Genomic DNA, 18,757 nt, shown 5'->3' with positions numbered 1-18,757 from the left:
CAGCGGGCACCTCTTCTCATTCCGTCATCCACAGACCGACTATCGCGCGGTGGATCGAGGATCAGTGGATAGGGCTGGCCGTGTCGACGGCGCTCATCGTGCCGGTGTCGGTAGCGATGCTGGCAGGGTGGACGCTGCCATGGATGCGGAAGCGGAAGGCAGGGATGCGGCTTCGCGCCTACGGCTTTCTGTGCATCTACGCCTTCATATTCGTCAACAGCGTCCCCCGGATTGCCGACGCCTCCATCGAGACGGTCATGGCCTGCATGAAGGTCGGCTGCGGCTTCATGGCCGCTTTTGTGGTCCTGATGCTGCTCGCGGAGCGCAAGGATTCACGCGCCCAGGCAGCTGGCCCCGGCGAACCTATGCGGTCACAGCACTAGATCAAGACCCTGCGCACGGCGCGGGCGCGCGCCGCCTCTGCGGCGCGCCGCGTGCATGCGGGCGAAGGTTAGGAAAACCCTCTCTGGCTGAGGCCGGTCGACTCCACGGCTTTGGTACTCCAGCCGTAGATTGTGATCTCGCCCGTTGGCGTACTGGACGCTTCGGTTGGCGGTCCCGCACTCAGCGGCAAATGGGTAGCTGGCGGCGGCAGTAGTGCTGCGGTTGGCCTTCGGAACGTGGAACTGTTTCTCAGCCAAGATGCCCCACCGTAGGATCCGCGCATGAACAGCAAGGGGTGGGGAGCCCTCTACGGGCTGTGCTTCGCTGTCGCGCTCGGCTGGAGTGCTACCGGTCTTGTCGAGGGCGGGTGCGAGTGGCGTTCCGACGGCCAACGGTGGGCGTGTGGGGTGTCGGACGGCTACGGCTGGTATGTCTGGGTCCTCATCATCGCGTCCCTGTCATTCCCGCCGCTGTGCTGGACGATGATCCGCACAGACGACTGGCGACCCTCGCTGGGGTTCTCGGTTGGTGCTGCGGTTGCCTTGGGGATCACCCTGTCTGCGGGCACCAGCCGAGGATTCGTGATTCTGGCGGCAGCTGAGGCGGCCTTGGCTGTGGGAGTGCCGTTGATTCTTAGGAGGGTCGGGCGCGCGAAGGCAGGGGCGAAGAAGATGGGCCGGATCTCCAAGCCAGGTTGAGCGCAGGGAATCACCGGCCAGCGAGCCCGGAGTTGGGCGGGGCGCGGAGTGATGCGGTCACCGATGATCAGCGGTGGCCGCACCCGTGTCCGCATGGGCCGGAGCGCGATCCAGGGCTGTAGTTAGGCCATCCAGCAGTACAGGCGGGCATCTCGTCCGCCAGCGGTGCGGGCGAGGTGGGCCAGATTCTCCAGGAGCTTGGTCGCCAACTCCTGATCCAACGTCTTGTCCTCCGCTGCCCGTTCTCGAACCCACAGCTGGCTGACCTCGGCCAGTCGGGGCTGGTCAGCAGCTGTAAGTGCGTCCTGGAGAGGCGCGGACGCAGCGAGGACCATGGGGCCCTCGCCCTCGTCGGGGTCGGCGACGACTCGCGGCTCGTCAGCGGCAGCGAGGACTTCGAAACGACGACCCGTGAAGATGCTCTCCCACTCGATCAACGCCTCTTCGATGTCGAAGTTGCCGCAGGCCAACGACTCGAAAACCCCATCGGGCCCCCGCTCGACGACGGCCGCCGCTGCTTCGTCTTCCGGCGCAACGAAGAACTTGATGATGACGCTCACCGGGGCATGGTGCCTGCTCGACGCACCCCGGTCCACCCCGCCGTCTGACGGATCACGATCAACCACCCATCCTCGCTCCTCGAGCGCAGCTCAGCATGATCACGATCTACGGCTGGAGTATCAGGCGGCCGCCGATGATCAGTTGTGGCTGTTCGGTTGCGATGGTCTGTCCGGTTCTGCTAGTGCTGTGACCGCATAGGTTCGCCGGTTTGGATGCCTTACAGGTTGTTGACGTAGAAGTTGGTGAGCCGGTCGACGGCGGCGTCGACGTACTCGGGCTCGTCGTACATCTCGTAGTGGCCGGCGCCGTCGATCACCATGAGGTCGACCGGGTTGGGGGCCAGCTTCCACAGCTGCATGCCAGCGTCGTAGGAACCGGTGTTGCCGATGCGTCCGGCGAGGATGACCTGGAGCGGCTGGGTCATGAGCTGGTCGACCAGGTGGAACGCGTCGTAGCCCAGCAGCAGCGAGTCGCTGCGCGAGAGTCGGCGGTTGGTGGAGTGCTCGTTCCTGCCCCGGTCGGTGCGGTAGAAGGTGATCGCCTGGGTGGTGTCGATATCAGTCAGACCGGCTGCTGTGGCTTCCTCCAGGGTGTCGGGCAGCCAGTTCACGCGGGTGAGCTCGCCCGAGCGGGACTCCTCGAAGCGCGCGTCGGCTAGGGCGTCGAGTGCGGCGGCCGGGCCGTCGGGCTGGAAGCTGCGGAACGAGGTGCCCATGTTGCTGGGGACGACCGTGCCGACCGCTTTGATGCGGTGGTCGGTGCGGGCGGTGTGTACGGCGTATCCGCCGCCGGCGCAGATGCCGAGGATGCCGATGCGCTGCGGGTCGACGCCGGGGACAGTGGTGAGCGCGTCGATCGCGTAGGAGATGTCCTCGCCGCGGCGGTAGGGGTCTTCGAGGTCGCGTGGCTCGCCGCCGCTCTGCCCTTGGTGGGCGGGGTCAAAGACGAGCGCTGCGATGCCGCGGGCGGCGAGGCGGGACGCGTAGTTGGCGCCGATCTGCTCCTTCACGCTGCTGCCGGGCGTGGAGAGCACCACGGCGCGCAGCGGCGCGGTGCTGTCGGCGTTGTCGGGCAGGTGGAGGTCGGCCGCGAGCTCGATCGGTCCGCGCGGGATTGTGATGTGCTGAAGCATGGCTGGCGTCCTTCATGAGGTTGTTGTTCCATAGGTGTCCCGCACGAAAGGCCTACTGGTACAATTTGGAACTAATACAGAACCGTACCACTTGGATGAGGGGCTCGCATGACAGTCGACGGGGCACAGCTGTGGACGCTGAACCAGCGGCTGCTGAGTGTCGTGATGGATGCCTGCACGGAGGAGCTGGCCGATCTCGGGCTGGAGACGAAGGAGTTCTTCGTCCTGGCCGAGGTGGCCGCGTCGCCGTACCCGGCGGAGATCGCGGCGGCACTGCTGCTGCCCAAAGCGAGCGTGACGGTCTACGTCCGCAACCTCGTCGCCAAGGGGTTCATCCGGCGCGAGATCGACGACGCGGACCTGCGGCGTCACCGGCTCGTACTGACCACTGAGGGCGCAGAGGCACGGGACCGCGCACTTGCAGCCCTCGCGGCGGAGTACGACCGCAGGCTGGCGAGGATCACTCCGCAGGACCGCAGCGAGCTACAGCGCATCCTTCAGGAGATGCTCACCTCGCCCGCATGAGGCCATTGTTACGAGCGGTTCGCCTGTCCGCTGCATTCCTGCTCGCTAGTGCTGTGACCGCGCGGATTCGTCGGATCGTTCAGGCTGCGGTGGCGAGGGGGCGTCCGCTCCAGCGGATGCCTTTCTCGCTGCGGATGCGGGCGCGTTCCTTGCCTTCGGCGGCCAGGAGGTCGCGGTGGCGGGCGTTCACGTTACGCCGGCGGAGGTAGGCGTGCAGGGCTCGTGTCTGCACGGTGTGGTCGGGGTAGTGGGAGTTGGCGATCGTGAACTGCCGAAGCGGTCCGAAGTGTGCCTCTATCGGGTTGGCCCACGAGGCGTAGGTTGAAGCACAACTCGACCTTGTGCTTCTTCGCCCAGCGGCGGATGTCGGCTCCTTTGTGGGCGGACAGGTTGTCCATGATTACGTAGATCACGGCGCCGTCGGGCCGGGCGGCGCGGATCGATTCCAGCGCTGCCAGCGTGTTCACGGCTCCCTTCTTGCGCCGGTTCACGCCCCACAAGCGGTCGTCGCCCACCGAGTAGCAGCCGTGGAAGTACCGGACTCCCTGGGTGCGGTGGTAGGTGGCCGGCAGTCGGTCGGGACGCTGTTGTTCGGCCCAGCCCGAGCTCGCGGTGGGCCGGATCCCGAACGGGCCGAACTCGTCGATGGCGAAGACCCGGTCCGGGAAGCGGTCCAGGACGTGCTCGATACGGTCCAGCTTCGTCTCCCGTTCGGGGCCCGGGGACTCTCCAGCTCTTGGTGCGCTGGAAGGTGACGCCGCGACGGGCGAGCAGGCCACGCAAGGTCTCGCGGCCGATGCGGATCACCCGGCCGTGCACCTTCCGCAGGTAGGCGACCAGCTTGCGCAGCGACCAGCGGGTGAAGGGCTGGCCAAGCTTGACCTGTCGGGTGGTGGCCGTCTGGACGACGAAGTCCTCGTCGTCATCACTGAGTTGGCGGGGACGGCCTCCCGCCCATCGAGACATCTCACGATGCCAAGTCGTCAAGCTGCTGCGGCCAGTTCGGAGGGGAAGGCGATGTGTTCGTCGAACAGTTCGCGTGCCTGAAGGCAGTGGTAGAGCTGGCCGATCATGCGGTTGAACAGGTGTCGCTGCGCGGCTCCGTGCCAGTCTCCTTGCTCGCGCCGCCGCCGGTAGTGGGTGTCAGCGCCGGGCGAGGACCGCAGAGCGGAGAAGGCCCACAGGTAGCCGACGTGGTTAAGCCGGTCGTTCTTGACCATGCGACGTCCGACAACACCTCAGGAGTCATGCACCGACCCTAGATGGGGCCTCTGACAACCGACCTGCCCTGCACACGCTCGTGCTCCCCACCCTGGCCACACCGCCGTGGCGCTTCTATGCGGCTGGGGCTGCCCGGGTCGGTGGACTGCCACGTCGCCCACTCGCGTTCCATGTCGGTGAACACGCCCCGGAAACCTACCTTGTCCTGCACCATCTGCTGGGCGATCGGCTCCGCCCGGAGCAGCTTGCGCTGCTTGGCCCGCACCGGCTGGATCGCGGGCATCATCACGTTCCTGGGGATCTCACCGGCATTCTGCAGCGCCTCCCAGGACGTCTGGATTGCCAATACGCACATGTCTCGGCCGAAGTTCCACTCGACGTAATCGAGATCACCACGCCCGGTTCCCGGCCGACGTTCGAACGCGGCCAGCTCGTCGAACGACCCGAGCCCAGCGCCGCCTGAGCCACCGCACCCGATCCTTTGTCTGTGCCGACGATTAGCCTCCCTGTTTCAGTCGGGGGACTGAGCTGCCTGATCGCCGCGGGCCGCGATTGTCGGCTGCTTGTCGTTGAGCGGGCATGGCTGGGGTCCCGACGCTTGGGTCGGGTGCTCCAGGGTCCCTCGGGTCGTGGGTGGGCAGGTCCAGTGCCGTTGGTTCGGGTCTCGGCGGCCTGAGCCGGGCGACCTCCCGGGCCGTGGCCCGGGCGCCCGCAACGCTGCCAGTGCCGCCTGGTCGATGCCGGCGAGCAGGCGTCAGGCGGTCGGGGTGGAGGCGACTGGGCCGAACACTTCGGCCTGGTCGCGGAGCAGGGCCAGGTCCGCGATCGCCTCGCCGCCGGCGAGCATCACCGCCAGATCAACCGCCACGCCACCCGGCCCGGGTCGTGTCCGGTGCCGTGCGGCCGCAGTCGACGCAGCGCATCGGTGAAGGCGCCGGTCAGGCCGGTGGCATCGGCGAGATCGGCCAGCAGACGGGACCCGGCATGGCTGACTACCCCGCGACCGTCGGAGGAGACGACGAGCTTGGGGCGCGACCCGGTGGTGTGCACGCAGAAAGTGCCTTCCTGCTGGAACGACAGAAGCCTTCGACAACGGCGGTGTGGGCCCTGGCCTGCTCGATCAAGGCAGTGCTGCGGCCGAGTCCCCGCCGACAGGGTGCGGGCCACGTGAGCGGCAGGCCCGGTCTGCGCCCAAGAGTTGTCCAGCTGCTCCTGGGCGGGGGCGTGGTGACGGCACATGACTTGTTATGGAGAACAGCCACTCACGCGGCCATGCTCAGTGAGCAAGGTGTCCAACGCGGCACCTACGGGCGCGTCCGCAGGCGGACTCATGGGCAGCGGCCGTTCTCTCGTGCTTCGTTACTTGACATCTCGAAGCGTGGAGAACGGCCGCCTCCCCTGTCCCGGGAAGAACCGCAGATCAGCTGGTTGGGTGAATTGCGAGGTCGAACGTCAAGGTCAGGCAGTGGGCTGTGCCGTGAGGGGCACAGCCGATGAGCTTTCCTCCGCCTGGACTTCGGCAAGGTTGGTGCCCAGGGTCTCCGGCAGGTAGCGCACCAGCACCGCGGAGGCCAGGAGTGCCACTCCAGTAAGGTAGAAGGCGGGAGAGGCTGCGATACCGGTGCTTGCCACCAGGGCCGCTGCGACCAGCGGGCCCGGACCGCCGATCATGGCCTGGGCGAGGTTGAATCCGATGGAGGCACCGCTGACGCGGGTGTGTGCCGGGAAGAGTTCTACAAGCAGTACGCCGAGCATGACATTGACGGGGGCCTCGAAAATCGCTATGAGGACGAGGCCCGTCAGGGACAGCGCGGAGTTTCCCGTGCCGATGAGCAGGAAGCTCGGTATGGCCACGAGTCCGAGGCCGACACCTCCAACGATCATGGTCTTTCGGCGGCCTATGCGGTCTCCGATGGTTCCCGCGAGCGGGCAGAGCAGAGAGTAGATGCTCAGGCCGCCGATCGTGGCGAGCAAGGCCTCGGGCTTGCCCCAGCCGATCACGGTCGTCAGGTGCGTGACCACGTAGACGGCAAGGTAATAGAAGCCAAGGCCTGCGATTGCCGTGCTGGCGAACACCAGAGCCATGCGGGACAGTCCCTGGCGGCCCAGCTTGCGCACCGGGTTGTGTACCACCTGCTGCTTCTGCTCGAGCTCCCGGTAGACGGGCGTGTCTTCCAGCTTGAGCCGCATGTAGAGGCCGATTACGGAGAGGGGTGCTGCCAGCAGGAACGGCAGCCGCCAGCCCCAGGTCTCGATCTGGGACTCGGGCACCCATGTCGTGACCGCCAGCGCGGTGAGGCCGGCAACGAGGACTCCGAGTGCGGCGGTCGCAGAGATGACGCTGCTCCACAGGCCTCGGCGGTTGCTCGGGGCGTACTCAATGAGGAAGGCGGCTGCGCCGGCGTACTCGCCGCCGGCGGAGAAGCCCTGCACACAGCGCAGCAGGACGATCAGGACGGGAGCTGCCACTCCTATGGTGCCGTATGTGGGGACACAGGCGATCAGGGCGGTGGAGGCGCCCATGAAGAGAACCGAGAGGGTCAGGGCGGGTCTGCGTCCAGCGCGGTCTGCGAACCGTCCGAGGACGAATCCCCCTGCGGGACGCACGGCAAAGGCGACACCGAACACGGCAAGGGCGGCCAGGAGGGAACTTGTTGAGGAGTCCGAGGGAAAGTAGAGCTCGCCGATGTAGACGGCGAAGAAGCCGTAGATGGCGAAGTCGAACCACTCGAGGAGGTTTCCGGCTGCTGACGCGGCGACGATCCTTCGTGTCGTGCCTCCGGCGGCCGTGCCCTCAGGGGCACTGTGCAGGGAACTCATCGTTGAATTTCCTTTCGCAGGTGTTCGGCCGGTCGGTAATCACGGCAGATGACGTTGAGCGCGGGCAGGGGCTGCGGTCCAGCCAACTCCCGAGTGGCCCAATTTGTACGAACGTTTTGAGGCTACAAGGCGGATCGGGGGCGATGTCAATAGCGACGCAAGGGGGAACTTAAGCCTCAGGGGGTAAGATTATGGACCTTGCTTTGCAGATTAGTCCGTACAAAAATAGATGCCTGACCCCTATAACGGCTCGGCGTGGGTGCCGGGTCCGGAGGATGAGATACCAATGACGGAGCAAGAGCAGACTGCTGCTGCACAGCCGCGCAAAGTCGCGGCATACCGGGCGCTGGCCGACGTCCTGCGCGCGGACATCGATGGCGGCGTGTACGCCGAGGAGGGCAAGATGCCCACCGAAGAGATGTTGCAGGGCAAGTACCGGGTCAGCCGCCACACCGTGCGTCAGGCACTGTCGATCCTCCTGGCGGAAGGCCGGATCTATCGGGTCCAGGGCAGCGGCACGTACGTCAGCGGGCGGCAGCCGTCGGGGCGTTATCTGCGCTCGATCGGATCGCTTGAGGACCTAGTCGTCTGGCCTGAAACGCAGACGGAGGTCCTTGAGCAGTTCTCCACCCGGGCGGATCCGTCGATCGCCGCGCGTCTTGAGCTGTCCTACATCGAGGTGAGCAGGGCTTTGGTCCGCCGATTCGCCAAGAAGAAGCCGTTCGTGCTCACCCGCCACTACGTGTCCCCCGAGCTGGGTGACATCCTGCGGAAGGCCGGTATCCCTTCCCGGGGGGAGGGCACAGTCATCGGGTCGGCGGAGCCGTTTTTGGAGCGGCCGGTTGCAGGGGTGCGGCAAGACATCACTGCCATGAACGCGCCTGCCGAAGAGGCTGGATTGATTGGTTGCCAGCCGGGCGATGCCATTCTGCTGATCGAGCGTCTGTACTACGACACTGCCGGTGACTTCGTGGAGTTCACCGCCTCTCACTTCAATCCCCGGCGCTATGGCTATCGACTGGATCTGCGGCGGACGCCGTAAGACGGAAGCCCTGTTGGGGCCGGCTGCGGCCGGCCCCAACAGGTCAGCGAGTCATGACGACGGTGGTGACAGAGGCCCCGTCCGTGCCACTGACGGAACCGCCCTTGCAGTAGGCCAGTCCTGTTGACGCGTTCTCGACCTGCCGGCCGCCGGCGCGACCGGTCAGCTGCCAGAACAGTTCACAGATCTGGGCCACGCCGGTGGCACCCACTGGGTGCCCGCGGGAGAGCAGGCCACCGCTGGGGTTGACCGGCATGCTGCCGCCCAGGCTCGTATGCCCGGCCTCGGTCAGTCGTGCTCCTTCCCCGCGTGGCAGCAGCCCGAGGCCCTCCAGCCTCACGATCTCGGCGATGGTGAAGCAGTCGTGCATCTCCACGAAGTCGATGTCTTCTGCTCCTAGTGCGGACAGTCGGTAGATCTCTTCGCCCGCGCGCCGTGACACATCTTCTTCGTTCACGTCGCCGAGCCCGCTCTGCACGGTTCCGCTCACCAGTGCGCAGCCGGCGATCCGGGGCGCCGTGGCGATGCCGAGTTTCCGCAGGCCTGCCGGGCTGGCGACGATCACAGCGGCCGCGCCGTCACTGATGGGTGAGCAGTCCAGGAGGCCAAGGGGTTCCGCGATGGGGCGGGCTGTGAGTACCTCCTCCAGCGCGACCGGCTTCTGGTAGTGGGCGTAGGGGTTCATCACCGAGTGGGCGTGGTTCTTGACGGCAACCATCGCTATCTGCTCGCGGGTTGCGCCGTAGTCGGACATGTAGCGGCGGGCGCTGAGGGCGTGCCCGGCGGCGAAGATGAAGCCGGAGGCCGCGTCGAGATCGCCCGGATCGGGCTGCACACCACCCTTGATCCGGTCGGTCATCTTTTCCACGCCGATGACGAGCACGAGGTCGTATAGACCCGCGCCAACGGCGATCCATGCCTCCCGCAACGCGGTGGCGCCGCTGGAGCAGTAGTTCTCGTGGTTGCTCACCGGCTTGCCGGCCAGGCCGATGCGGGCGCCGATCCGCTGACCCGCAACGGGGCCGCCGAAGACGTGCCCCACGTACATGGCCTCGATGTCGGCGGATGTGACCCCAGCATCGTTCATCGCGTCGCGCGCGGCGTTCGCTCCCATGGTCTCGAGCGTCACCTCGCGCGGATGCTTGCCGAACCGGATCATTCCGGCGCCGGCGACGTGCACTGCGCCCAGTGTCATGACGCCTCCTCAGCACGGAAGACGAACATGACCGATCCGTCTCCGGCGTCGTCCACGGGGCGTGCCCCCAGCCTTACGGCCGCTCCGATGCGCACCGCGTCCGGCTCGAAGCCATCGACCCGCGACATCACACGGACCTCGTCCTCGGGCAGGTCGACGTATGCAAGGACATACGGGGTAGCCAGGCCTGACGGCGCCTGGCGTACGACGGCGTAGGAGTAGATCTCACCGTGGCGCGACAGGGGGACCCGGTCGTCGCTGATGGATCCGCACGAGGGGCAGATGTCGCGGGGCGGGAAGGCCTTGGTGCGGCAGCCGGTGCACCAGGAGGCGAGAAGGGTGGGCGGGTCGGTGGTGAAAACGTCTGGGCGCAAGGACACAGCGGCCTGGGTCATAGGGGTACCTTCACTTTCAGATGACACCGGCTTGCCGCCAGCGCATGAGGTCGTGCGGGGTGGCGTCTGCCATCTGCCGAAGCACGTCGTCGTTGTCCGCGCCCAGCTGAGGAGCGGACGCGGGTCGCGGGAGTTCATAGCCGTCCAGCAGCGCAGGAGTGCGGATCATGCGCCGCTTCCCGGCGTGCGCATCGTGGACGTCGAGGAACATGTCCCGTGCTGCCAGGTGGGGGCAGTCGTAGACCTCGGGGATCGTCTGCACCACACCGGCCGGGAGTCCGCACTCCGAGAAATGGCTGACGACCTCCTGACGTGTGCGCGAGCGTGTCCAGCGTTCTGCCTCGGGCCGGACCAACGTCGAGAAGTTCTCGGCCCGGGCCAGGACCGAATCGAGCTTCGGATGGTTCAGAAGGTCCTCGCGGTCGATGGCTCTGCACATACGGCGCCACATCTCATCTGTGGGGATGATCAGGGCTATGTGCCCGTCGCTGGTTTCCAGGCAGCCGAGGGGGGCATAGCCGTCCACGCCGCGACGACGTTCTTGACGGGTGAAGTCCCACAGCATCAGCTCCCGCTCGATCAGCGAGGCCGTGGAGTCGTACATGCTCTGGTCGACGAAGGTGCCGCGTCCGGTGTGGGCCCTGCCCTGGAGGGACGCGAGCACCGAGCAGGCGGCGTGCACGGCGGTGAAGAGGTCGGCGAAGCCGGTGATGGTGGGCAGGGGTGGCCCGCCGGGTTCGCCGGTGATGGCCATGAGGCCGGCCATCGCCTGGATGGCGGTGTCGAAGGCGGGCCGGTCGGCGTAGACACCGCGCCGGCGGGGCGAGCGACCGTAGCCGCTGATCGCGCAGTAGATGAGGGCGGGGTTGGCCTGGCGAAGTGCGTCGTAGCCGATGCCGAGCCGGTCGACCGCGCCGGGGCGCAGGTTTTCGATGATGACATCGGCCTTGGCGGCCAGGCGCTTGTAGAGGGTCTGGCCCTCGTGCGTGGCAAGGTCGAGAGTGACCGACCGCTTATTGCGGTTGTAGCTCAGGAAGCCTCCGCTGAGCCGGCCGTTCTCGTCCTCGATCAAGGGATCGTAGGAGCGCCGCGGGTCACCCTTGCCAGGGCGTTCGATCTTGATGACGTCGGCGCCGAGGTCGGCGAGCATCATGGCGCAGTACGGTGCCGCGATGTACTGCCCCATCTCGAGGACGACGAGCCCGTCCAACGGCCTCATGCTGACTCCTGGCTCACCGGTGCGTGCGGGATGAGCACGGGCTTGATGTCCTGCTGCGCGCGCATCCGGGTCAGCGCGTCTGTGGCCTCTTCCAGCGAGTAGCGGTTGGGCACGAGTGTCCCGAAGTCGTAGCGGTGCCGCGTGTTCTTCATGAACCGCAGTGCCTTGCGGTACTCGGCGATGTGGCCGGACCAAGTGCCCATGATGGTCAGCTGCTGGCGGGTGATGAATCCCGGTCGCACCGGTACTTCCTTGCCCGGTCCGTCGATCTGGCCGGTGACCATGTACCGGCCGCCTTCCTTGATCATGCCGAGTCCTTCGGTGAAGGCTGTCCGGGCTCCGGAGAATTCGAAGACGAGGTCGGCGCCCCGGCCGCCGAGCAGTTCCCGTACGGCGTCGATGCGGTCCTGCGGTTCGGAGGCGCTGGCTATGGACACAATGTCGGTGGCACCGAAGGCCGTGGCGATCTTCAGCCGGTCCTCGGGGGCGCCGATGGTGATGACCCGTTCGGCGCCGAGGTGGTCGGCGAGCGCGGTGGCGAACAGTCCGAGGGGTCCCGATCCTTGGATGACCACGGTCTCCCACGGGTTGATCCGGCCGACCCGGTCGAAGGAGTGCACCACCGTCCGCAGGGCACAACTGGCGGCCGAGGCCCATTCGGTGGGCACCTCGTCCGGCACCTTGACCCGTCCCGAGTTCGGGAAGACGTAGCAGTACTCAGCGAATCCACCCACGAGGTAGGGGGCCTCGGCACAACTGGTGAACATGTAGTACTGCCGGTTGGCACACAGCGTCGGCTGGTTGTCCAGGCGGCAGTGCTCGCACTGGTTGCACGACGCGTGGGTGAAGCAGATCCGGTCTCCCAGCCGCAGCGGCTGGCCAAAGGTGTCGCGGTCCGCGCCCTCACCGATCCGGACGACGGAGCCGACCATCTCGTGCCCAGGGATCACCGGCAGGTCAAGGGCTTGGCTGCCGGCCAGTGACCCGTCCCACAGGTGCAGGTCGGAGCCGCAGACCGTGGCGGCCTCGATCTTGACGAGCAGCGCGCCGGGCTCCAGCTCGCTGGGGACAGGCAGCTCTCGGATTTCCAAGGGTTCTCCGTGCGCGGTGAGTACCGCGGCCCGGCAGGTCTTGGGAAAAGTGTCGATCGACATGTGCATCACTCCTTGGTTGATCAGCCGAGCTTGAACGGGTCGCGGCTCGCGCCGGTCAGCTCAACCCAGATCGACTTCGTCTGCAGGTAGCTGTCCAGGCCCTCGAGTCCGTTCTCTCGACCGATTCCGCTCTGCCGGAAGCCGCCGTAGGGCACGTTGTAGGCGAGCACGCGGTAGGAATTGATCCAGATGGACCCGGCGTTGAGCTGGTGTGCGACGCGGTGCGCGCGCTGGATGTCACGCGTCCACACCGCGGCGGCCAGGCCGTAAGCGGTGTCGTTGGCGATCCGGACGGCTTCCTCTTCGCTGTCGAAGGGGATGACCGACAGCACCGGCCCAAAGATTTCCTCTCGGGCGACACGCATGTTGTTGTGCACGCCGGTGAGGATCGTGGGCTCAAAGAAGTACCCGTCGCGCAGGTCGCCCTCGGTCGGCTTGCGTCCGCCGGACACCAGCGTGGCGCCCTCGCCGACGCCGATGTCCACATACGAGCGCACCTTGTCCAGCTGCTCGCTGAAGGCGATGGGCCCCACCTCGGTGGCCATGTCGAGCGGGTCACCGAGCTTGATCGTCTTGATCCGTTCGGCCAGCCTGCCGATCAGCTCGTCGTGGATCTCCCTGGCTACGAGCAGCCGGCTGCCGGCGATGCAGGTCTGCCCCGTCGCGGCGAAGATGCCGGCCATGACCCCGTTCATCGCGTCCGCGATGTCGGTGTCGGCGAAGACGATGTTGGGGGACTTGCCGCCGAGCTCGAGGGTGACGTCCGTGATGTGATCGGCCGCGGCCTTCATCACAGCCGTGCCAGTGGCCGTAGAGCCCGTGAAGGTTACCTTCGCCACCCCTGGGTCGGCGGACAGCGCAGCGCCGGTCTCGCCAGCGCCAGTCACGACGTTGAACACACCGTCGGGGAATCCCGCTTCCGCGACGAGTTCAGCAAACTTCAGCGTGGACATCGGCGTCTGCTCGGCCGGTTTCGCCACAAACGTGCACCCTGCCGCCAGCGCCGGTGCGAGCTTGCTGGCCAGCAAGTACAGAGGGCTGTTCCAGGGCAAGATCGCGGCCACGACGCCGATCGGTTCCCGGCGGGTGTAGGTGAAGAAGTTGGTGTGCGGGGAGGGGATCGTCGAGCCCTGGATCTTGTCGGCGGCTCCGGCGAAGTACTCGTAGGTGGCCGGAAGACCCGCCATCTGGCCCCGCGTCTCGCGGATGACCTTGCCGTTGTCCGTGCTCTCGATGGTGGCGAGTTCATCCGTGTGCTCAGCTATGAGCTGACCGAGGCGCCGGATGAGGTTACCCCTCGCCGAGGCGGACATGGTGCCCCATGGCCCGCTCAGTGCGTCGGTCGCCGCCTGCACCGCCTTACGAACGTCAGCAGGCCCGCCAAGCGGAGCCTTCGCCCACACCTGCCCGGTGAACGGGTCGACGGACTCGAATGTCTCCCCCGTCTCGGCGTCCACCCACTTGCCGCCGATGTACATCTGCCGGTACGTGACTTCACCGGCTGCGTTGCGTGTCATCCCAAGATCCACCTTCCGCGGCGTGACCGCGTTCGTGCTGTCCTGTGTTATGAGCGTTCGGCCACTCGACCGCAGCTTCCCTGTCGTTGGCACGGGCCTCAAGGCGACGCCCGCGCGAGGGCTCGTGGAGCGGGACGGCAGTTCGAGGGCTCCACGGCGATGCGTACCTATGTGCGCCCGACCACCAGCCCTGCGCATCGCGGCATCACTCCGGCCCGGTCGGATGAAGGGGTTCTCCACCCGGACTGAAAATTCGTACGTACAAATCTCACGCTATTTGGCGGGGCTACCGAAGTCAATAGGTATCTAACGCCCTCTGAGAAAGCGTCAGCATGCTTTATTTGTTCGGATGTTCAACTGGGTGGGAGGACGGCTTCGAGCAGTCTGTCCAGGCTGCGTGCCTCGGGCAGGGCTTCGACGGCCGTGAACAGCGCCTTGAGTCCCTCCTCGGTGAGGTGTGTCTCCAGCCGCAGCCGTCGGGCGTTGTCCCGTACCCCCGCCGAGTCCCAGGACAGCTCCTTCGCAGAGTCCTCGATCGCCATGCGGATCTCCCGGCCGTCGATGAGCGTGAGCGTCGCGGCCGCCGTCTTGGGCGGGCGGCCCGGCTCGGGAATGATGTCGATCCGCTCGACCAGGTGGAGCAGCGTCGGGTCGTCGAAGCGGGTCAGGGCCGCGTAGTCGATGTGCCCATCTACCAGAGCGGCGGCGACGCCGAAGCGCACGCTCATCAGCGTCTGCGCCACTTCCCGGAAGGGCCCGCTGTACCCCACCCCCGGGTAGGTGGCCTCACGTTCGTTCATGCGTACCACCAGCGACGCCACGTCGGCCGGACTGATGCCGTGCGTGGTGGCAAGCTGCGCCACGACCAACGCTGGTGTCTGATTGAACGCGCAGATCGGGTAGGGCTTGAAGGTGACGTCCAGGATCCGCCAGCGGCTGCCGAGGTCGACCGCCAGCTCATCCGGCGACGGCGCCTGCCCCCGGACGAAGCAGTCCAGGAAGCCGGCCTCGCCTTCCATCGCAAGCAGCGATCCCTGCGCTCCCGCCCTGGCCAGCTGCGCGGCAAGCAGACCGTTCAAGGCGGCCACCCCGGGCTGGTAGTGCCATTCGTCGGTGCCTGCGGCGAACGCCTCACTACTGCCTCCTGCGAACCCCGACGCCAGCCCCAGAGCCGACGTGAGCTGCCGTGCGTCGAGGGCGAGGACACGGCCCACTGCCGCCGCGGCGGCCAGCGGGCCGAACAGGCCAGTCGCCCGGAATGGCGGTGTGGTCAGCTCGGTCAGGGGATCGGAGATCGCCGTCCCCACCTCGTAGCCGGCCACCACTGCGGACAGGAACGTGGCCCCGTCAACCCGTTCGGCCTCCGCGGCTGCGAGAGCTGCGGGAATCGTCGCCACCCCGGGATGGAATGTGCCATGTGTGTCCTCCTGGGCACGGGCATGCAACAGTGCGCTGTTGGCGAAGGCGGCAAGCTGCGGGGCCGCGGTCCTGCCGGACGCGAGCAGGTGGGCTTCGGTGCCGACTGCGGCGCCGAGGGCGGCCTCCGCCGTCTCGCCGAACCCCGCATCGACCCCGGCCGCGCCGATGACCAGCGCGTGCACGAGGCAGTCCTGAGCACGTGAGACGACTGCGGCCGGCAGCCGGTCGAGTGTCACCCCGGCGGCGAACGCGCCAAGGCGTTCTATCACGCTCGTCATGCCGCACCGTCCCCAGCCAGTGGATCAATCCAGCTATCTCGCATCAAAAGTCGCCTCTCATGAACCTGATCGTTCTTCACACGGCGCCGCATCGCGACAGAGTTCAGTGCGGCCGCCCGTCACCGGAGATCGGCGCCTTCACGTCGGGCCGACCTGAGGCAGCCGGCCTGGGCGCCCCGTAGACCGCCGGCCCGCCAGGCCCTCCCCTGTACCGGCGTCGCCATTCACCGGGTCGGGGGAGGTGATGGACCGCGCACCGAGAGCCGTTAGTGGCCGAAGGGGGTGATGGGGGAGGGGAACTGGGCGGCGACGACCTGCTGAGCCGACGACGGTGATGCCGTCGAGAGGCGGAGCATGCTGACGCTCTTCGAGGAACCTGCGAGGGACACCACGGCTGCCAACCCTGAGCGGGGTGTGGACCGGTGCGGCAACGGACGGGGACCAGTAATTTGTACGTCCCAATATCGGGGTCCGTCAACCCTCCGGGATGGCCACGGCCCCTCGCTCGCTCGCTCGCCCGTGCGGACGTTCACGCCTGGACTCTCCTGCTCTTATGCAGCCGTCACTGCCGTAGCGTCGCCGCGGATCTCTGCATGAAGGGTTGACAGCCCGGCAGCCCGCTCGCAGACTGTCGAAAAATTCATACGGTCAAATACGCGTGAACAAAACAGCACGCGCAACGTACGAGAGCCGCCCGCTGCCATCCCGTCCCGCTCGGCCCACACACCCCGCGCACCAGGGACAGTGATATGCCCGTACCGATGGCCTGCCACAGCAGCCGGGCGACCAGGCAACGACGGGCGCGACTTCCGCCGCGAACCGCCCAACGAGAGCGATCGCACCTCCAGGTGGCGATCCAGCGCCTAAACGGAGTGACAGCTGCGCCGAGTTCCGCTGCGTGTCCGAGGTGAGGTTCCGTTGCCATTCAGCCTCATGCGGTCCAGCTCGCAGAGACCTCGGTGACGTCTTCACTGCTGCAACAACCACAGCGCATCGCCACTGGCCGGCCTTGATTTCACGGGCGGCGATCAAGGGTCGGTGTGTGCCTGCGTTCAGCGTCCATCGCGGTGGAGAAGACCGCGATCTTTCCGTGATCGATGGGGCTGCCAAGACCCCGTAGGAGATGGTATGCGTCGATTTCGCCTGGGCGTAGACGTCGGTGGGACATTCACCGACGGCGTCGCACTTGATTTGGACACCGGGGAACTACTGCGCACCAAGGTGTCCACCACGCCTGAAGACCAGTCCACCGGCGTGGTGAACCTCCTGAGAACATTCGACCTGGACCCTGCGGACATCGTGGGCTTCCATCACGGTGCAACCGTCGGCCTCAATGCCGTTCTCACCCGCTCCGGCGCCAAGACCGGGCTGCTGTGCACGTCAGGCTTCCGGGATCTTCTCGACGTAGGTCAGCTGTACCGGCCGGATGGAGACGATCTTTACGACCCGCAGTGGATCCGTCCGCACCAGGATCGTCCTCTCGTTCACCGACGCTACCGCCGGGAGATCGCCGAGCGGTTGCTCGACGACGGTACCGTGCACGAGGCGCTCGACTTGGACCAAGCGCGGGAAGACATCGAGTTCTTGCGCGATGAAGGCATCGAATCTGTCGCGATCTGCCTGATCAATGCCTATGCGGACGACGCGCACGAGAAGGCCCTGAGCAGGCTCGTGAACGAGCTACTCCCGGATGCCTACGTGCAGGTGTCGTCCATTCAGGCTCGTGCCGGTGAGTACAAGCGCACGTTCTCCGTCGTGCTGGACGCCTACGCCGGCCCTGCGATAACCACGTACCTGCGGAACCTGCGCGGAAGGATGCGCGACGCGGGATACTCCGGCGATCTGCAGATCATGCAGATGAGCGGCGGTCTGCGGACTCTGGACAGCACCATCGAGGACTTTCCCGCTCTCACCATGGGCTCCGGCCCGGTAGCGGGCATCCTCGGCGCCGAGTTCTACGCCGGAGCAGCGTTGGACGACGCCTCTCTCGTCTGCGTCGATATCGGTGGCACAAGCACCGACATCGGTTTCGTCGCAAACGGCCGCGCACTGGTCACCGACAATTGGGAGGCCGACCAGGGCATGCCGCTGGGTGTGGCCACGGTGGATGTCACGTCCATCGGCGCCGGCGGCGGAAGCATCATCCGAGTCGATGACTTCGGTACGCTCACCGTAGGCCCCGAGAGCGCAGGCGCGGTCCCCGGCCCGGCCGCCTACGGCCGCGGCGGCACCGAGCCCACCGTGACCGACTGCTACGTCTTGCTCGGATACGTCGAACCCTCGCTGTTCCTCGGCGGTGCCATGGACCTCGACCGTGAAGCCGCGCTGGCCGCCTTCGAACCCCTCGCCAACAGGCTCGAGACCACACCCGAAAACGTCGCCCAGGCCGCCTACGACCTCGTGAATCGCGACATCGTCAACGCCACGCGCGCCAAGGCCTTCGACCGAGCCCTGGACGTCCGCAACTACGCCCTGTTCGCCTACGGCGGAGCCGGCCCTCTGCACGCCGTCGCCACTGCTCGTGGACATGGAATGCGCCGTGTCGTCGTCCCGTACTTCCCAGGTGGCTTCTCGGCGTTCGGCATGCTCACCAGCCGTCCGAAGGTCGAGCACGTGACCCCGGAGATGCGCTCACTCGCCCAGATCGACCCGGAAACTCTGGCCATGCGGTACGCCGACCTGGAACAGCGCGCCACGGCAGACCTCGTGCGTCAGGGCGTCGACCCTTCACAGGTGGAACTCGAGCGCTCGATCTACGTCATGTACGCCGGCCAGAGCTGGGACAACCGGCTGCCCGTCCCGAACGGCCCGATCGACCAGGCCACCCTCGACGGCATCCGTCAGGCCACGGACGAGCACTACGACCACGTATACGGCTATGCCGCGCCCGAGCTAGGGGTCAGCGTCACCACAACTGCGGTCACCGGGCATGGCCCAGCACCTGATCTGAAGCTGCCGAAAATCACCACAGGCTGCGCCGAGCCGGTGGCCACCGCCGTGAAAGCACGCGGTGCGGCCATCTTCGGCGGACGCAAGTACGCCGACGTCCCTTTCTTCGCTCGCAGTGAACTCCTCGCGGGCAACCGGATCGACGGCCCTGCGGTCATCGACGACGAACTCGGCACGATCCTCGTCGAGCCCGGCTGCCAGGCCCATGTCGACGCACACGCAACGATCACGATCCAGTGGTGAGGGAG

The 18,757-nt window shown here is 66.7% G+C and carries 15 protein-coding genes and 3 pseudogenes; 5 read left to right on the top strand and 13 right to left on the bottom strand.

The window, feature by feature from the left end:
• On the top strand, positions 1 to 383 hold a 383-nt coding region (locus IEZ19_RS41645; protein WP_229841461.1), incomplete at its 5' end, for a hypothetical protein.
• 282 nt (positions 384 to 665) lie between these two features.
• Complete coding sequence (locus tag IEZ19_RS41640) at positions 666 to 1,082, top strand: hypothetical protein (protein WP_189316595.1); 417 nt, start codon at positions 666 to 668, stop codon at positions 1,080 to 1,082.
• A 122-nt stretch (positions 1,083 to 1,204) separates the two neighbouring features.
• Here IEZ19_RS41640 and IEZ19_RS41635 read toward each other — a convergent pair whose 3' ends face one another.
• Positions 1,205 to 1,642 carry a hypothetical protein gene (locus IEZ19_RS41635; protein ID WP_189316594.1) on the bottom strand — a complete coding sequence of 146 codons (438 nt, stop codon included), beginning with the start codon at positions 1,640 to 1,642 and terminating at the stop codon, positions 1,205 to 1,207.
• Positions 1,643 to 1,860: 218 nt separating this feature from the next.
• Positions 1,861 to 2,775 carry an alpha/beta hydrolase gene (locus IEZ19_RS41630; protein WP_189316593.1) on the bottom strand — a complete coding sequence of 305 codons (915 nt, stop codon included), beginning with the start codon at positions 2,773 to 2,775 and terminating at the stop codon, positions 1,861 to 1,863.
• Positions 2,776 to 2,883: 108 nt separating this feature from the next.
• Here IEZ19_RS41630 and IEZ19_RS41625 point away from each other — a divergent pair, with 108 nt between their 5' ends.
• Positions 2,884 to 3,300, top strand: a complete 417-nt coding sequence (locus IEZ19_RS41625) for a MarR family winged helix-turn-helix transcriptional regulator (RefSeq protein ID WP_189316592.1) — start codon at positions 2,884 to 2,886, stop codon at positions 3,298 to 3,300.
• Positions 3,301 to 3,379: 79 nt separating this feature from the next.
• Here IEZ19_RS41625 and IEZ19_RS41620 read toward each other — a convergent pair.
• From IEZ19_RS41620 to IEZ19_RS41600, 5 genes and pseudogenes are all read right to left on the bottom strand, one after another.
• Positions 3,380 to 4,260 (bottom strand): annotated as a pseudogene (locus IEZ19_RS41620) (IS630 family transposase); the annotation flags it as partial.
• 23 nt (positions 4,261 to 4,283) lie between these two features.
• Positions 4,284 to 4,532, bottom strand: a pseudogene (locus IEZ19_RS41615) (IS110 family transposase); the annotation flags it as partial.
• A gap of 26 nt (positions 4,533 to 4,558) precedes the next feature.
• Positions 4,559 to 4,876 (bottom strand): hypothetical protein, encoded by a 318-nt coding sequence (locus tag IEZ19_RS41610; protein ID WP_229841460.1) that lies wholly within the window; start codon positions 4,874 to 4,876, stop codon positions 4,559 to 4,561.
• A gap of 280 nt (positions 4,877 to 5,156) precedes the next feature.
• Positions 5,157 to 5,601 (bottom strand): annotated as a pseudogene (locus IEZ19_RS41605) (transposase); the annotation flags it as partial.
• 378 nt (positions 5,602 to 5,979) lie between these two features.
• Complete coding sequence (locus IEZ19_RS41600) at positions 5,980 to 7,341, bottom strand: MFS transporter (RefSeq protein ID WP_189316591.1); 1,362 nt, start codon at positions 7,339 to 7,341, stop codon at positions 5,980 to 5,982.
• Between the two features lie 286 nt (positions 7,342 to 7,627).
• Between IEZ19_RS41600 and IEZ19_RS41595 the strand changes: the two genes are divergently transcribed.
• On the top strand, positions 7,628 to 8,383 hold the full coding sequence (locus IEZ19_RS41595) for a GntR family transcriptional regulator (protein WP_189316590.1): 756 nt from the start codon (positions 7,628 to 7,630) through the stop codon (positions 8,381 to 8,383).
• 43 nt (positions 8,384 to 8,426) lie between these two features.
• Here IEZ19_RS41595 and IEZ19_RS41590 read toward each other — a convergent pair whose 3' ends face one another.
• From IEZ19_RS41590 to IEZ19_RS41565, 6 genes are all read right to left on the bottom strand, one after another.
• Positions 8,427 to 9,578, bottom strand: coding sequence for a thiolase family protein (locus IEZ19_RS41590; RefSeq protein ID WP_189316589.1), 1,152 nt, complete (start codon positions 9,576 to 9,578; stop codon positions 8,427 to 8,429).
• Positions 9,575 to 9,973 (bottom strand): Zn-ribbon domain-containing OB-fold protein, encoded by a 399-nt coding sequence (locus IEZ19_RS41585; RefSeq protein WP_189316588.1) that lies wholly within the window; start codon positions 9,971 to 9,973, stop codon positions 9,575 to 9,577. The genes IEZ19_RS41590 and IEZ19_RS41585 overlap by 4 nt, the downstream gene beginning before the upstream one ends.
• Before the next feature lie 16 nt (positions 9,974 to 9,989).
• Complete coding sequence (locus IEZ19_RS41580; protein ID WP_189316587.1) at positions 9,990 to 11,192, bottom strand: CaiB/BaiF CoA transferase family protein; 1,203 nt, start codon at positions 11,190 to 11,192, stop codon at positions 9,990 to 9,992.
• Positions 11,189 to 12,346, bottom strand: coding sequence for a zinc-binding dehydrogenase (locus tag IEZ19_RS41575; RefSeq protein ID WP_189316586.1), 1,158 nt, complete (start codon positions 12,344 to 12,346; stop codon positions 11,189 to 11,191). Before IEZ19_RS41575 ends, IEZ19_RS41580 begins: the two co-directional genes overlap by 4 nt.
• A 20-nt stretch (positions 12,347 to 12,366) precedes the next feature.
• Positions 12,367 to 13,863, bottom strand: a complete 1,497-nt coding sequence (locus IEZ19_RS41570; protein ID WP_189316585.1) for an aldehyde dehydrogenase — start codon at positions 13,861 to 13,863, stop codon at positions 12,367 to 12,369.
• 353 nt (positions 13,864 to 14,216) lie between these two features.
• Entirely contained in the window at positions 14,217 to 15,560 is a 1,344-nt protein-coding gene (locus IEZ19_RS41565; RefSeq protein WP_189316584.1) for an MmgE/PrpD family protein, read from the bottom strand.
• Positions 15,561 to 16,688: 1,128 nt separating this feature from the next.
• Here IEZ19_RS41565 and IEZ19_RS41560 point away from each other — a divergent pair.
• Entirely contained in the window at positions 16,689 to 18,752 is a 2,064-nt protein-coding gene (locus tag IEZ19_RS41560) for a hydantoinase/oxoprolinase family protein (RefSeq protein WP_189316583.1), read from the top strand.
• Positions 18,753 to 18,757 lie beyond the last annotated feature (5 nt).

Origin of the sequence: Streptomyces brasiliensis (assembly GCF_014647875.1) — a bacterium.
Classification (GTDB): domain Bacteria; phylum Actinomycetota; class Actinomycetes; order Streptomycetales; family Streptomycetaceae; genus Streptomyces; species Streptomyces brasiliensis.
This window is presented reverse-complemented; position numbering and strand designations above follow the sequence as displayed.

Excerpts from the sequence above, each read along its gene's own strand:
- IEZ19_RS41640 (WP_189316595.1), top strand. The coding sequence starts at position 666 with ATGAACAGCAAGGGGTGGGGAGCCCTCTACGGGCTGTGCTTCGCTGTC.
- IEZ19_RS41630 (WP_189316593.1), bottom strand. The coding sequence starts at position 2,775 with ATGCTTCAGCACATCACAATCCCGCGCGGACCGATCGAGCTCGCGGCC.
- IEZ19_RS41625 (WP_189316592.1), top strand. The coding sequence starts at position 2,884 with ATGACAGTCGACGGGGCACAGCTGTGGACGCTGAACCAGCGGCTGCTG.
- IEZ19_RS41610 (WP_229841460.1), bottom strand. The coding sequence starts at position 4,876 with ATGTGCGTATTGGCAATCCAGACGTCCTGGGAGGCGCTGCAGAATGCC.
- IEZ19_RS41600 (WP_189316591.1), bottom strand. The coding sequence starts at position 7,341 with ATGAGTTCCCTGCACAGTGCCCCTGAGGGCACGGCCGCCGGAGGCACG.
- IEZ19_RS41595 (WP_189316590.1), top strand. The coding sequence starts at position 7,628 with ATGACGGAGCAAGAGCAGACTGCTGCTGCACAGCCGCGCAAAGTCGCG.
- IEZ19_RS41590 (WP_189316589.1), bottom strand. The coding sequence starts at position 9,578 with ATGACACTGGGCGCAGTGCACGTCGCCGGCGCCGGAATGATCCGGTTC.
- IEZ19_RS41585 (WP_189316588.1), bottom strand. The coding sequence starts at position 9,973 with ATGACCCAGGCCGCTGTGTCCTTGCGCCCAGACGTTTTCACCACCGAC.
- IEZ19_RS41580 (WP_189316587.1), bottom strand. The coding sequence starts at position 11,192 with ATGAGGCCGTTGGACGGGCTCGTCGTCCTCGAGATGGGGCAGTACATC.
- IEZ19_RS41575 (WP_189316586.1), bottom strand. The coding sequence starts at position 12,346 with ATGTCGATCGACACTTTTCCCAAGACCTGCCGGGCCGCGGTACTCACC.
- IEZ19_RS41570 (WP_189316585.1), bottom strand. The coding sequence starts at position 13,863 with ATGACACGCAACGCAGCCGGTGAAGTCACGTACCGGCAGATGTACATC.
- IEZ19_RS41565 (WP_189316584.1), bottom strand. The coding sequence starts at position 15,560 with ATGACGAGCGTGATAGAACGCCTTGGCGCGTTCGCCGCCGGGGTGACA.
- IEZ19_RS41560 (WP_189316583.1), top strand. The coding sequence starts at position 16,689 with ATGCGTCGATTTCGCCTGGGCGTAGACGTCGGTGGGACATTCACCGAC.